Origin of the sequence: Bradyrhizobium sp. HKCCYLRH2060, from assembly GCF_051168135.1 — a bacterium.
Classification (GTDB): Bacteria; Pseudomonadota; Alphaproteobacteria; order Rhizobiales; family Xanthobacteraceae; genus Bradyrhizobium.
The window spans coordinates 13448-26512 of sequence record NZ_JBNPUK010000016.1 but is presented as its reverse complement, the minus strand read 5'-3'; the positions used below and the strand labels follow the sequence as shown (position 1 = coordinate 26512).

Annotated in this window: 12 protein-coding genes; 6 read left to right on the top strand and 6 right to left on the bottom strand. The window is 65.4% G+C overall.

Annotated features, from left to right (window positions below; all coding sequences use genetic code 11):
- Window positions 1-5 precede the first annotated feature (5 nt).
- Window positions 6-632, bottom strand: a complete 627-nt coding sequence (locus tag ACQR10_RS26300) for a DUF2147 domain-containing protein (RefSeq protein WP_409997886.1) — start codon at window positions 630-632, stop codon at window positions 6-8.
- Window positions 633-733: 101 nt separating this feature from the next.
- Here ACQR10_RS26300 and hpnO point away from each other — a divergent pair, with 101 nt between their 5' ends.
- Complete coding sequence (gene hpnO, locus ACQR10_RS26295; protein ID WP_315714885.1) at window positions 734-2125, top strand: aminobacteriohopanetriol synthase HpnO; 1392 nt, start codon at window positions 734-736, stop codon at window positions 2123-2125.
- Between the two features lie 197 nt (window positions 2126-2322).
- Here hpnO and ACQR10_RS26290 read toward each other — a convergent pair whose 3' ends face one another.
- The 4 genes from ACQR10_RS26290 to ACQR10_RS26275 all read right to left on the bottom strand — a co-directional run bounded on the left by ACQR10_RS26290 (window position 2323) and on the right by ACQR10_RS26275 (window position 5025).
- Complete coding sequence (locus tag ACQR10_RS26290) at window positions 2323-3105, bottom strand: anti-sigma factor family protein (protein WP_315801256.1); 783 nt, start codon at window positions 3103-3105, stop codon at window positions 2323-2325.
- Window positions 3102-3656: a sigma-70 family RNA polymerase sigma factor gene (locus ACQR10_RS26285; RefSeq protein ID WP_316218572.1), complete on the bottom strand. Its 555-nt coding sequence runs from the start codon at window positions 3654-3656 to the stop codon at window positions 3102-3104. The genes ACQR10_RS26290 and ACQR10_RS26285 overlap by 4 nt, the downstream gene beginning before the upstream one ends.
- A gap of 97 nt (window positions 3657-3753) precedes the next feature.
- A complete protein-coding gene (locus ACQR10_RS26280; protein WP_316218557.1) occupies window positions 3754-4068 on the bottom strand; it encodes a cupredoxin domain-containing protein in 315 nt (104 codons plus the stop codon).
- A gap of 12 nt (window positions 4069-4080) precedes the next feature.
- The gene (locus tag ACQR10_RS26275) at window positions 4081-5025 is read right to left on the bottom strand and encodes a metallophosphoesterase family protein (protein WP_316218558.1); all 945 of its coding nucleotides are present in this window, start codon (window positions 5023-5025) and stop codon (window positions 4081-4083) included.
- 202 nt (window positions 5026-5227) lie between these two features.
- Between ACQR10_RS26275 and ACQR10_RS26270 the strand changes: the two genes are divergently transcribed.
- Window positions 5228-6415: an acyltransferase family protein gene (locus ACQR10_RS26270; RefSeq protein WP_316218559.1), complete on the top strand. Its 1188-nt coding sequence runs from the start codon at window positions 5228-5230 to the stop codon at window positions 6413-6415.
- A 358-nt stretch (window positions 6416-6773) separates the two neighbouring features.
- On the opposite strand, the gene ACQR10_RS26265 is transcribed toward ACQR10_RS26270, so the two are convergent.
- Window positions 6774-8393, bottom strand: a complete 1620-nt coding sequence (locus tag ACQR10_RS26265; protein WP_316218560.1) for a GMC family oxidoreductase — start codon at window positions 8391-8393, stop codon at window positions 6774-6776.
- A gap of 173 nt (window positions 8394-8566) precedes the next feature.
- Here ACQR10_RS26265 and ACQR10_RS26260 point away from each other — a divergent pair, with 173 nt between their 5' ends.
- From ACQR10_RS26260 to ACQR10_RS26245, 4 genes are all read left to right on the top strand, one after another.
- A complete protein-coding gene (locus ACQR10_RS26260) occupies window positions 8567-9736 on the top strand; it encodes a M20 aminoacylase family protein (RefSeq protein ID WP_316218561.1) in 1170 nt (389 codons plus the stop codon).
- A gap of 492 nt (window positions 9737-10228) precedes the next feature.
- Window positions 10229-10579, top strand: coding sequence for a hypothetical protein (locus ACQR10_RS26255; protein ID WP_316183632.1), 351 nt, complete (start codon window positions 10229-10231; stop codon window positions 10577-10579).
- Window positions 10580-10817: 238 nt separating this feature from the next.
- Window positions 10818-11849 (top strand): aKG-HExxH-type peptide beta-hydroxylase, encoded by a 1032-nt coding sequence (locus ACQR10_RS26250; RefSeq protein WP_316218562.1) that lies wholly within the window; start codon window positions 10818-10820, stop codon window positions 11847-11849.
- Window positions 11846-13051, top strand: coding sequence for a radical SAM protein (locus tag ACQR10_RS26245; protein ID WP_316218563.1), 1206 nt, complete (start codon window positions 11846-11848; stop codon window positions 13049-13051). The genes ACQR10_RS26250 and ACQR10_RS26245 overlap by 4 nt, the downstream gene beginning before the upstream one ends.
- Window positions 13052-13065: the final 14 nt, after the last annotated feature.

Below are 13065 nucleotides of genomic sequence, written 5' to 3'. Positions count from 1 at the left end.
GTTAGTTAGCGGGGGCGCGCGATCTCGGGCAGCAGGCAGATATCGCCGACCTGGTCCGCGGGCTTGTGTCCCGGCTTGGCCGATGCGGTTGCGCCACTGCCGACGCCGGTGGTCGTCTTGGCCGCCGGAGCAGGGGCCGGCGCGATTGGTTTCTGTGTACCTTTGGCCATGCTGTTCACAGGGCTCGACGGAATCGGCGGAGCAACCCGCGTCCAGGTCTCGCCGCCGCACAGGAAGCCGAGCACGCAGCCCTTGATCTCCAGGTGATCGGGGTCGACCGGCGTGATGGTGGAGCTGTAGAGCTGCCCATCCTTGGCGTTGTAGACTTGGCCTTCCCACGCGTCTGCGCCGGGCTTCTTCTTCATGTCGATCAGGATCGGCATGCCGAGCGTCGGCCGGCTCTGGCGGGCCGGATCGGGGTTGTTGCTGTCGCGTCCGCCCGGGGTCTTCTCCCAGGCCACGACGCCCCACATGCTGCCATTACATTGTGCGACTCGGATGTTCGCGACGCCGTCGGCAACCCGCCAGTCGCCGGTGGGGTCGGCCGCGAGCGCGGAAGAAATTCCTGCTGCGAACACGACTGCGGAGTATGCTAGTGTCGTCGACATGAGATATCTAAGGCGATGCAACATTGGCAGAAACCCGTGCTTGCTTTGATGGTGCGAATGAGGGCAAAACGCCGCATTGCGCGTTTTCAGTTGACGTCACGTCCATCAACCGAAGTATGTAGCCGATGCTAAAACCCAATCTAGACGTTTCCGAGATGTTTGTGGAGCGGCAAGCGCAGCGCAGCACGATGCACTCTCGGCATCTGAACGAGCAGCTTGTCCGCGTTCTCAAAACGATTGGATATGATGTTGGGTTCCAGAAGGGACAAGGGCAATATCTCTACGATCGTGATGGGGCCCGTTATCTTGACCTGCTCAGCGGTTTTGGCGTCTTTGCAATCGGCCGCAATCATCCGACACTGCGCGCCGCGCTGAAAAGCGTCCTCGACACCGACCTGCCGAATCTCGTTCAGCTCGACGTCTCGACCTTGGCGGGCGTTCTTGCCGAGCGGCTGCTGGAATATGTCCCGTATCTGGACAAGGTGTTCTTCGCCAATTCCGGCGCCGAGACCGTGGAAGCCGCGATCAAATTCGCGCGTGGCGCGACCGGCCGGCCCGGCATCGTCTATTGCGGGCACTCCTATCACGGTCTCACCTATGGCGCGCTGTCGCTGACCGATGATTCGAACTTCCGCAACGGCTTCGAGCCGCTGCTGCCGGGCTGCACGGCAATCCCCTTCAACGATCTTGCCGCGCTCGAGCAGGCGCTGTCGTCGCGCGAGATCGCAGCGTTCATCGTCGAGCCGATCCAGGGCAAGGGCGTCAACATGCCCTCCGACGAGTTCCTGCCGGGTGCCGCTGCGCTCTGCAAGAAATACGGCACCATCTTCATCGCCGACGAGATCCAGACCGGCATGGGACGCACCGGCCGGTTCCTCGCGGTGGAACATTGGAACGTCGAGCCCGACATGGTGCTGCTGTCGAAAGCGCTGTCCGGCGGCCATGTCCCGGTCGGCGCGCTGCTGACGCGCAAGCAGATCTTCGACAAGATATTCAACCGCATGGATCGCGCCGTGGTGCACGGCTCGACCTTCGCCAAGAACGACCTCGCGATGGCCGCCGGCATTGCCACGCTCGAGGTGATGAAGGCCGAGAAGCTGGTCGAGGCCGCCGCCAAGCGCGGCGCCGAGCTGCGGCTGGCGCTGACCCGGATGGTGCCGGGCTACGAGCTGCTCAAGGAAGTACGCGGCAAGGGGCTGATGATCGGCGTCGAGTTCGGTCCGCCGAAATCGCTGCGCCTCAAGGCCTCGTGGACCATGCTGGAGAGCGCCAACAAGGGCCTGTTCTGCCAGCTCATCACGGTGCCGCTGTTCAAGGATCACAAGATCCTGACCCAGGTCGCCGGTCACGGCCTGCACACGATCAAGCTGCTGCCGCCGCTGACCATCACCGAGGAGGACTGCGCCTGGATCGAGCGCGCCTTCGATGACGTCATCGCGCAGAGCCACAAGGTCCCCGGCGCGATCTGGTCGCTCGGCAAGACCCTGGTCGACAACGCCATCCGCAAATCGGCGTGAGCTGACGAACATGTAGGGTGAGCAAACGCGCGACGCGCCGTGCCCACCATCTCGATCCTCGCAGGACCTTTGGTGGGGCACGCTACGCTTTGCCCGCCCTACGAAGGGCTTGTCATGGCGAGCGAAGCAATCCAGCCTTCCTTCGCGCCTCGGGATTGCGTCGCTTCGCCCGCAATGACGGAGCGCGCGAGAGCGACTCAGCTGCTCCCACCCATCTTCCGCTCGAACCGCTCGCCGAACTCCTCGAGCTCGTCGCCGCCGATATCGCTGATCGCCCAATAGCTGAGGCCGCGGTCGCGCCAACTCCTGATATTGAAGCCCTGGATCGTGTCCATCCGTGCGGCGCGGCGCTCGGTGGACGAGGTCTGCGCCACGAACAGATTGATGACGTGCTGGCGACGGCGATAGACCACCGCGCCGATCGGGCGGGCGTCGACATAATCGAGCCGCCCGCCGATCAGGGTGAATCCCTCGGCGGTGAGGTCGATCACCGGCGGCGCCACGTCGAGCCTGCCGTTGAACCAGGGCTTGACGGTGTGCTGGTCGGTCGAGATCACATCGGTCAGGTGGCCCGCCTGCAGCGAGCGCAGATGCGCCGAGACGATCTCGGCCTCGATCCGCTGCTGGTCGTCATTGCGCAGCACGATGGCGACGAGACCGGTGGCGGCCAGCGCCGACACGGCGGAGCCCATCGCAAAGCCTTTCAGCAGCGAGCGGCGGCTCGGCCGGACGGCAAACGGAGTAACGACGGCCGCCTCGACCGGCGGCAGGGCGGCTTCGATGCGCTGGCGCAAGGCGGCGGGCGCCTTGTAGCCGAGGTCGGCGCCGGCGAGCATCTGCTTCATCTCCCTGATGGCAGCAAGCTCCGCAGCGCAGCGCGGGCAGGTCGCGACATGGGCTTCGACCTCGAGAGCGTGGCCGGCGTCGAGCTCGCCATCGGCCAGCGCGTGGATCAGGATTTCGGCTTCATCGCAGGTCATGGCTGAGGCTCCTCCTGCGCGAGCCAGGCGGCGCGCAGCATCGCGCGGGCGCGGGCGAGGCGCGACATCACGGTGCCGACCGGCACGCCGGCGGCCTCCGCGATCTCGCGATAGGACAGGTTGTTGACCTCGCGCAGCACGAAGGTCTCGCGGAACGGCTCGGCCAGCGTGTCGATCATTCGCCGGATCGCCGAGGCGTCGCGCTCCCGCAACACGGCGCCTTCCGGCGTCTCCGCGCTCTCCTGCCACAGCGGCGGCTGCTCGGCCGCTTCCGGCGCATCGTCGAGCGGCTTGACCGGCGCGCCGGCGCGGCGCGCGAATTCGGCGTGGCAGACATTGCGCAGGATCGCGAACAGCCACGGCTTCATCGCCGGACCACGGTAGGTGTCGAAATGCTTCAGCGCACGCAGATAGCATTCCTGCACCGCGTCCTCCGCGTCGGCGGCGTTGCGCAGCAGATAGCGCGCCAGCGTGTAGACATCGTCGAGATGCGGCAGTGCCGCCTCGCGGAAGCGTCGCGCCCTCTCGGGATCGTCACTGGCTGTCGTCACCGGCGTGGTCTCCGGCCCGGTTCGCGGTCGCACGGCGCGGCCGGCGCTACGGCGCCGACCGGCCCATGCGACGATGCTCATGCCCTGGTTCGCGATGCTACTCAACCTTGACCAGCCCCGTCATGTGCGGATGCAGCGAACAGAAATATTTGTAGTCGCCGGCGGCTGCGAAGGTGAAGGAGAAGCTGTCGTCGGTATCGAGCGTTTTCGACCGGTATTTCCCGGCCGACACTACGGTGTGCGGGATGTCGTCGTGGTTGGTCCAGGTCACGGTGTCGCCGACCTTCACCGTCACCGCGGCCGGGGTGAAGGTGAAGTTGTCGATCGTGACCTTGATGGTCTCGGCGCGCAGCGGCGTGGCGAGAAGCAGCGCGGCGGCGAGGCAGGCGCCGCGAACAACGGACTGGCTCATCGTGTCTGTCCCTCAGCCGGCCAGCGGCGTGTCGATGATGGCGAGCCGCTCGGACCCGACCTTGAAGTCGATGCTGGCGATGCCGAGCAGGCTGCGGAGCCTTGCGTCCTCGACCTTCATCGGGCCGGGCGAGGGCGCCGTGCCCGGCACCGGCTGCGGAAAGGCGGTCGAGCGCGCGGTGTGGAAGGTGACGTTGCCCTCGACCTTCTGCATCACCTGATGGATGTGGCCGTTCAGCACCGTCACCGAGCCGAACCCCTTCAGGCTGTCCAGCGCGCGGCCGCCATCCTCAGTGCCCCAGCCCCATTCCGGATACACGGTCCACAGCGGGATATGCGCGAACACGACGACCGGGGTCGATTTCGAGCGGCCCTTGAGATCCTGCTCCAGCCAGGCGAGCTGCTCGGCGCCGAGATTGCCGAGCCCGCCGGCCTTGAGATCGACCACGTTGACCAGCCCGATGAAGTGCACGCCATTGGCGTCGAACGAATACCAGCCGGAGCCGCGCGTGCCCTTGCCGTAGCGCTCCTTGTAGAGCTTGACGTCCTCATCGAGGAAGTCGTGCTCGCCGGGCACGTAGTGCACGTCGAGCCGCGTCTGCGAGATGATGCGATCGGCGTCGTCGAACTCGGCCGCCTTCGACAGATGCGAGATGTCGCCGGTGTGGATCATGAAGGACGGCTTCACCGGCATCGCCTTGATGCGGTTGACGGCCTCCTCGAGCGTGCCGAGCGCGTTGGGATTGGCCGGCTTGTCGAAGCCGACATGGCTGTCGCTGATCTGCAGGAAGGTCAGGCCGGAGGCGGGCTGCTCGGCCGCCCGCGCGGCGTCGACCAGGCCGAGCGAACGCGGCACGCCGCCCGACAGCGTCCAGAGCACGCCGGTGCCGGCCCACGTCATGCATTCCAGCACCTTGCGCCGGCTGACGCCGTTCTCATCATGATCACCAAGGCTCATCGTCATCTCCCGTTGCCCGTCATCGGGCTTGCGGGGGAGAAGAGCGGCGGTGGTCCGGTTTTATTCCCGGATTGCAGCCGTCGAAACGCGATGACGTGTTCGTGATCATGCCGGCGATGGCCGTCAGCTCACCTGGTCGCGCAGGATGTCGGCGCAGGGCCGCGCGAAAGATATAAGCGGGTGGCCGCCGAGGGCGCGGCCGATGGATACGACGTCGATGCATGAGCGCGTGACCCCGAACTCGCAGAACACAGAAGCGGCGCGCGATCGGATCGTGCCGCTCGATCGCGCCAGGACGTTCATCACGCTCTCGGTCGTGCTCTATCACTCCGCCATCAACTACACTCATTTCGGCCAGGGCGGCGACCGCATGCACTGGCTCGGCTTCGACCTCGTCGCGCTGTTCAACGACAGCTACTTCATGTCGTGCATGTTCTTCATCTCCGGCCTGTTCGTGCCGGCAAGCCTGGCGGGCCGGGGCGCGTCGGACTATGTCGGGCGCCGCGCGCTGCGGCTCGGCGTGCCCTACATCGTGTCGATCCTCGTGATCATGCCGATCGCCTATTACCGATACTACGTGGCCGAGGATCAGTTCGCCGCGGTGTGGTGGCGCATGATCAGCGAAGGGCCGTGGCCGTCCGGCTCGGCCTGGTTTCTCGGCGTGCTGCTGGGGTTTGATATACTGGCTGCGCTCGTCTGCGTCCTGGCGCCGCAGGCGATCGGCGCAGTCGGGCGCTGGGCCGGGACGTTGCTGCACTATCCGCTCACTGGCTTCCTGATCTTCCTCGTGATCGCCAACCTGGCCTATCTGCCGCCGCATCTCGGCTTCGGTGACGGTTTCTGGTTCATGCCCGGACATTTTCCGCTGCCGCTGCAGGCGAGCCGGGTGCTGCTCTATCCGGCCTTCTTCGTCGGCGGCGTCGCGATCGGTGCCGCCGGGCTGCGAGCGGGCCCGTTCGCGGCCGACGGCGCGCTGGTGCGGCGCTGGTGGATCTGGTTCGGTCTTTCCTATGGCTGCTATGGCGCGATCCTGTTGCTGGCCTACGCCCATCACAACTGGATCGCCGACTTCGACTCGCCGCCGCTATGGTGGCGTGCGGCCTATGGCGTGGCGGTGGCGAGCTTCTGTGCGTCGATGGCGTTCGGCGTGCCGACCTTCTTCCTGCGCTGGGCGAAGGCGCCGCTGACGCTGATGGACCGCATGCAGCCGTCGGCCTACGGCATCTACCTGCTGCACTTCCTGCCGCTGCTGTGGCTGCAATATTTGGTCTACGACCCGGCGTGGCCGGCGGCCGTGAAGTTCGCGATCGTGCTGGTGGGCACGCTGTCGGTGAGCTGGCTGGCGACCGCGCTGTTGCGCCGAGTCCCGTTGGTTGCGCGGATCGTCTGATCCGTTACGCGCGGCGGCAGCTACCGTCGAATTCCTCACCGTAACACTTGGAGTCAGCAAGACGAGGCGTGGTGCGAGTGAATGCGCCCTCGCCCCTTGTGGGAGAGGGCATGTAGGACGGTGCAGCAAGCTCGGTTGGGTGAGGGGTATGCCTCAACCAGCGTCGCTCGCCGAGAGATACCCCTCACCCAACCGCGTGCGTGGATAGGCCGAAGATGCCCTCTCCCACAAGGGGAGAGGGCGCTGTATCGTACAGCGCTGTGTGTCAACGCCATCGATGCCGCCGGTGGGAACTGCGCGCGCGAGTTCAGCGCAAGGCGAGCGGGGGGTTGCATGCGCGCTTTGCCCCGGGCGATCGTCAGCGCCCATCCTCCAAGATCATCATCGCCGCCTTCTCGGCGATCATCGCGGTCGGCGTGTTGGTGTTGCCAGAGGTGATGGTCGGCATGATCGAGGCGTCGGCGATGCGCAGGCGGTCGATGCCGCGGAAGCGCAGCCGCTCGTCGACGACGGCCATCGGATCATCCGCGGAGCCCATCTTCGCCGTGCCGACCGGATGGAAGATCGTGGTGCCGATGTCGCCGGCGGCCTTGGCCAGCGCCGCGTCGTCATCGCCGACGGAGGGGCCCGGCAGGTATTCCTCCGGCCTGTAGGCAGCGAGCGCATTCTGCTTCATCAGCCGGCGGGTGACACGGATGGCGTCGGCCGCGACCTGGCGGTCGTCCTCGGTCGCCAGGTAGTTCGGCGCGATCGACGGCACTTCATCGATTGCTGCGGAGCGGATGCGGACCGTGCCGCGCGAGGTCGGCCGCAAATTGCAGGCGCTGACCGTGATCGCGGGAAAGCGATGCAGGGGATCGCCGAACTTGTCGAGCGACAGCGGCTGCACGTGGAATTGGATGTTGGCGCGGTCGCGCGTCGCATCCGAGCGCGTGAAGATGCCGAGCTGCGACGGCGCCATGGTCAGCGGCCCGCGGCGCCGGAACGCGTAGTCGAGCCCCATCAGGCCGCGGCGGACCAGCGAGTAGTAGGTCTCGTTCAGCGTCTTCACGCCCGTGACCTTGTAGATCGCGCGCTGCTGCAGATGGTCCTGCAGGTTGCGCCCCACGCCCGGTCTGTCGAGGACGAGGTCGATGCCGAGCGCGCCGAGCCACTCGGCCGGGCCGATGCCCGAACGCTGCAGCACCTGCACCGAGCCGATCGAGCCGGCGCTGAGGATGACCTCGCCCCTGGTGCGGGCCTCGATGGTCTCGCCGTTCTGCCGGAAGCGCACGCCGACGGCGCGGCCGTTCTCGATGATCAGGCGATCCACCATCACCTGCGTTTCCAGCCGCAGGTTCGGCCGGCTCAGCGCCGGCTTGAGGAAGCCCCGCGCGGAGGACCAGCGCCGGCCGCGCTTCTGGTTGACGTGGAAATAGCTGATGCCCTCATTGTCGCCGGTGTTGAAGTCGGGGATGCGGCGCAGGCCCATCTGCTCGGCGGCGTCGCCGACCGCGTCGAGCACCGCCCAGGACAGCCGGGGCGCCTCGATCCGCCAGCCGCCGCCGACGCCATGGTGTTCGCTTTCGCCGAGAAAATGATCCTCCAGCTTCCGGAACACCGGCAGCACGTCGGCATAGCTCCAGCCGGCGAGGCCGAGCTGGCGCCAATGGTCGTAGTCGGCGGCCTGGCCGCGCATCGAGATCATGGCGTTGATCGCCGAGCAGCCGCCGATCACCTTGCCGCGGGGGTAGGCCAGCGAGCGGCCATTGAGGCCCGGCTCGGCCTCGGTGCGAAACATCCAGTCGGAGCGCGGATTGCCGATCGCGAAGAGGTAGCCGACCGGAATATGGAACCAGATCCAGTTGTCGTTGCCGCCGGCCTCGAGAATCAGGACGCGGGCCTTGGGATCGGCCGACAGCCGGTTGGCGAGGATGCAGCCGGCGGTGCCGGCGCCCACCACGATATAGTCGTAATCCCCCTCGAGCTGTCTCGGCATCGGCATTCCCTTCCCATCGTTGCGAGCTTTTAGTCAGCCCGGACCGGCCCGGACAAGCGCCACGTTCATGGCTGGTTGACCGAGCCATGAGACGGGCGCAGCCCTTATCTTGGGCGGTGCGACTTTTGCATGCTAAACAGGCGCAAAGTCCCACCGGAGTTACGAGATTCCCCATGCCCATCGTCAACCGCGTCGCCGATCTGCAGCCCGATATCCAGGCCTGGAGGCGGGATATCCATTCGCATCCGGAGCTGCTCTACGACGTGCATCGGACGGCGGCCTTCGTCGCGGATCGGCTGCGCGAGTTCGGCTGTGACGAGGTCGTGACCGGCCTCGGCCAAACTGGCGTCGTCGGGGTCATCAAGGGCCGCAAGCCCGGCCATGGCGAGGTGAAGGTGCTCGGACTGCGCGCCGACATGGACGCGCTGCCGATCGTGGAGGCGACCGGACTGCCCTATGCCTCGAAGACCCCCGGCATGATGCATGCCTGCGGCCATGACGGCCATACGGCGATGCTGCTCGGCGCCGCGCGCTATCTGGCGGAGACCCGCAACTTCGCCGGCGAGGTGGCGGTGATCTTCCAGCCGGCCGAGGAGGGCGGCGGTGGTGCGGACGCGATGATCAAGGACGGGCTGATCGACCGCTTCAAGATCGACCAGGTCTACGGCATGCACAACGGGCCCGGCCTGCCGGTCGGCGCCTTCGCCATTCGCCAGGGGCCGCTGATGGCGTCGACCGACGCGATCGACATCACCATCGAGGGTCATGGCGGTCATGCCGCCAAGCCGCACAATTGCATCGACTCGCTCCTGGTCGGCGCCCAGCTCGTCACCGCGCTGCAGCAGATCGTGTCGCGCAGCGTCGATCCGCTGGAGGCCGCGGTGCTGTCGATCTGCGAGTTCCACGCCGGCAATGCCCGCAACGTGATTCCGCAGAGCGCGGTGCTGCGCGGCACCGTGCGGACGCTGACACCCAAGGTGCGTGAGCTGATGGAGAAGCGGGTGCGCGAGGTCGTGACCGGCGTCGCCCAGATGACCGGCGCCAGGATCGACCTGAATTATGCGCGCGGCTATCCCGTGGTGATCAATCACGCCGAGCAGACCGAGATCGCGATCCGCGCTGCCAAGGAGGTCGCCGGCGACGCCAACGTCCACGAGATGCCGCCGATGATGGGCGGCGAGGATTTCGCCTACATGCTCGAGGCCCGTCCCGGCGCCTTCATCTTCGTCGGCAATGGCGACAGCGCCGGCCTGCATCACCCCGCCTACAATTTCAACGACGAGGCGATCGTCTACGGAACGTCGTTCTTCATCAAGGTGGTGGAGAACACGCTGGCGGCGTGAGGCTCGTCATCGCGCATGGGAATGTGACGGGCCCGCGCGGTGAGCGCGGGCCTTTTGCTTGCCCTATGCACGTTGGGATTCATGACCTTCGCGAGATGGCTGCGCGTGCGCTGCGGTGGAGCGAGGTGCGACGATATGCCTTGCGATGATATCTGCAGGCGCAAGGCACGCGTCATGCGCAGCCGTTGCAGGCATATGAGGCGATCGCAGCATGTCCTCCATGTAAGCAATCAGCAGGTGTATCGACCCGACTACTCTATTGTGCCTCAAATAGCTTCATGTTAGTTTTTTCCGACTTCGGCGACTGTCTGGGTGTGGACGGCCTGAGCGAAGTGGTTAGCACAGCTGCATCGTTGCAAGATCTGTCTGTGTTCCAAGACGAATGTTCCAAGATCTGTGAGTTCAGGGCGCGAGGTCACAGGACTTGTACCGGGACGTTGCTATTTCCTTTCTGAATGAATGGCGGTTCTCAACCGACTGGGAGTTTTAGGAATGGCTGATCGCGATCCGGCGGAAATGCGCAAGAAGGTCGATCTTGCGTTGAAATCCGTAGTAGATTCAGAGATTGCACGTGCCTCTCTGAAGATCGACATCATGGCGGAAGGCGTTCCATTCTCGCGCGGAGCGATCTTCAGCAAGACCAACCCGTTTTCGCGCGGCATCGTCTTCAGCCGTCTCGCGGCGATGGAGCGTCCGGACGAGATGGAACGCGAAATCGCCAACGATCCTGCGGTCCTGGGGGCTCTTGCTGAGCGCCTCACGCAGGTGCGGGCTGTGAAGGACCTCAAGGGGCAGTTCAACGTGTCCCAGGCGCCGGCCGCGTCGACGAAATCGACCAGGTGATCGGATCGATCGTTCGGCTTAGACCCAAGCGAAGCGGGCCTGCCGTGTCGGATCTTGCCGATGTGATCGGTCTTGGCCCGCCCGCGCCTCGCCATGGCATATGACGGACGTGGTCGCCGTCGTGTGCGTGAGCTTTCCTGATAGCTGCTCTTGATACCGGATTCGGTTGCGGTCCTGCCCCACGGCGGGAAAGCTCGCGGCTGGCTTCGTTGGTGTATTTCCGGAGGCATGCTCGATCATGACTGACGCGTGGACCTGGCGACCGTCGAAATCTGCCTGGCATGAGAAATTCAACGACAAGATCCTGAGATGGCAACCGGAGGAGCGCCTCGGCCTCGATGGCGAGCCGCTCAAGGCGTCGCTCATCGAAGCCAATGCGCGCGAAGCGGATTGGCTTCGCCATCCCTGCATGAACTCCATCACCTATGAGGGGCACGACAAGAGTCCGCAGCGCGATCTTCAGGTCGCGATCTGGACGGCCGCGAATGCGCCGACGGCGTCCACGTCGCTGACGGCGCCGGAGCCGCTGACCTTATGGTCGCCTGTCGGAGGCTATCGGATCGAGGCCGGCACGTATGACTTGAACGAACTGGCCGGGCTGCTTCCGATGAAGGAGTGGCCCTACGACATATCGGTCGATGTGGGGTGCCACTCGCTGGGATTTCCGATCCCCGATACCTGGGCCGAGCACGCCGATCTCTCGGCCGACGAGCAGGCCCGGATGATGCGCGAGGTGACGAACGCGCTCGAGATCCTCGTGACCGCCGCAAAGAAGTTTCCCGAGTGCGTGAAGTGGGTGTCCGATGTGACGCGCGTCCTGATTCCCTTGCGCAGCAGCGAGCGATCCTATTTCCGCAGCGGATCGCAGGCCGATGTGCCCGGCATGGTCTATGCCGATCTGTTCGGCGGGCTGATGCAGGTGATGGAGGCCGTCGTCCACGAATCCGCGCATCTGCATCTGTTCATGGCGGAGGCCTCTGGCCCCCTGGTGGATCCGCAGCACCAGGGCCGCTACGCATCGCCGCTGCGGCCGGAGCCGCGGCCCCTGCGCGGGATCCTGCTGGCGTTTCACGCCATCGCCTACATCTGCGCCTTCTATCGCGAGGCCGAGAAGCAGGGGTTTGGCGGATCGGTCGAGTACGATGCCGAGCTTGCCAACATGCTGACCAAGCTCAAGGAGGCGCAGGTCGTATTGGACGGCGCCCGGCCGTTCCTCACCGAGGACGGCCGCATCTTCGTCGATCGCACCGCCGAGATTGCCTACCAATGAAGGACGGTCCGCATCTTCACTTCGTGTTCAAGGTCGCGTCGCGCTGCAATCTGAACTGCTCCTATTGCTACGTCTACAACAAGGGCGACAGCACCTGGAAAGAACGCCCCGCGATCATGGACGATGAGGTCGTCGAGATCGCGATCGACCGCATCCGCCGTCATTGCCTGGCCACAGGCCAGACCTATCTGACGATCACGTTTCATGGCGGCGAGCCGTGCCTGGTGAAGCATGAGCGGTTCAGCTCCTGGTGCCAGAAGATCAAGGACGGGCTGGCGGGCGTCGCGCGAGTGCAGCTCTGCATGCAGACCAACGGCACGCTGCTCGACGACGGCTGGGCCGAGATCATCAAGAGGTTCGACATCGATCTCGGGATCAGCATCGACGGCACGCCGGAGGTGCATGATTCCCTGCGCGTCGATCATGCCGGGCGGGGCTCCTATCGCGACGTCGAGCATGGCCTTTCGGTGCTGCGCCGCGCCGGAATTCCGCTGCGCTTCCTGTCGGTGATCCAGCTCGGGGCCAGCGGCGCCGCGGTGCATCGCCATCTGACGAGCCTGGGACCGGCCTCCATCGACTATCTGCTGCCGGATTTCACCCATGACAGCATCACGGCGGTTCGCGACCGCTATGGGCCGACGCCCTGTGCCGATTTCCTGATCCCGATCTTCGAGGATTGGTGGCGGGACGGCACGCTGGATCTCCGGATCAAGATTTTCTGGAACATCGCCTGGCTGGTTCAGGGCGGCGAGAGCCGCATCGACATGCTCGGCAACCAGCCGCTGACCTTCCTGTTCGTCAACACCGATGGCGAGATCGAAGGGCTGGATGTGCTGCGGGTCTGCTACGACGGTGCCGCGCGCACCGGCCTCAACGTGCGGACCTCCGATTTCATGGATGTCCAGCACGCCAGCGCGTTTCACCGGGCCGCGGTGTTCGAGGGCATGCCGCTGCCCGACAGCTGCCGCGCCTGCCGCGAGCGCGACACCTGTGCCGGCGGCTATCTTCCGCATCGCTATGCGTCGCAGACCGGCTTCAACAATCCGACGGTGTGGTGCGCCGATCTCCTGAAACTGTTCGATCACGTCCGCGAACGGCTGGGGACGTCGGTGGAGGAAACGAAGCTCCGCCGGGCCCATTTCATCGACATGGCGCTGCAGCGGGCGGTGGGGTTGCAGCAGGAGTTGCCGGCCATCGCCTGAGGCGAGACCTGATC

Coding starts and splice junctions, on each gene's coding strand:
- ACQR10_RS26290 (WP_315801256.1), bottom strand. CDS start 3,105: ATGACCTGCGATGAAGCCGAAATCCTGATCCACGCGCTGGCCGATGGC.
- ACQR10_RS26250 (WP_316218562.1), top strand. CDS start 10,818: ATGACTGACGCGTGGACCTGGCGACCGTCGAAATCTGCCTGGCATGAG.
- ACQR10_RS26270 (WP_316218559.1), top strand. CDS start 5,228: ATGGATACGACGTCGATGCATGAGCGCGTGACCCCGAACTCGCAGAAC.
- ACQR10_RS26280 (WP_316218557.1), bottom strand. CDS start 4,068: ATGAGCCAGTCCGTTGTTCGCGGCGCCTGCCTCGCCGCCGCGCTGCTT.
- ACQR10_RS26300 (WP_409997886.1), bottom strand. CDS start 632: ATGTTGCATCGCCTTAGATATCTCATGTCGACGACACTAGCATACTCC.
- ACQR10_RS26245 (WP_316218563.1), top strand. CDS start 11,846: ATGAAGGACGGTCCGCATCTTCACTTCGTGTTCAAGGTCGCGTCGCGC.
- ACQR10_RS26275 (WP_316218558.1), bottom strand. CDS start 5,025: ATGAGCCTTGGTGATCATGATGAGAACGGCGTCAGCCGGCGCAAGGTG.
- hpnO (WP_315714885.1), top strand. CDS start 734: ATGCTAAAACCCAATCTAGACGTTTCCGAGATGTTTGTGGAGCGGCAA.
- ACQR10_RS26265 (WP_316218560.1), bottom strand. CDS start 8,393: ATGCCGAGACAGCTCGAGGGGGATTACGACTATATCGTGGTGGGCGCC.
- ACQR10_RS26255 (WP_316183632.1), top strand. CDS start 10,229: ATGGCTGATCGCGATCCGGCGGAAATGCGCAAGAAGGTCGATCTTGCG.
- ACQR10_RS26260 (WP_316218561.1), top strand. CDS start 8,567: ATGCCCATCGTCAACCGCGTCGCCGATCTGCAGCCCGATATCCAGGCC.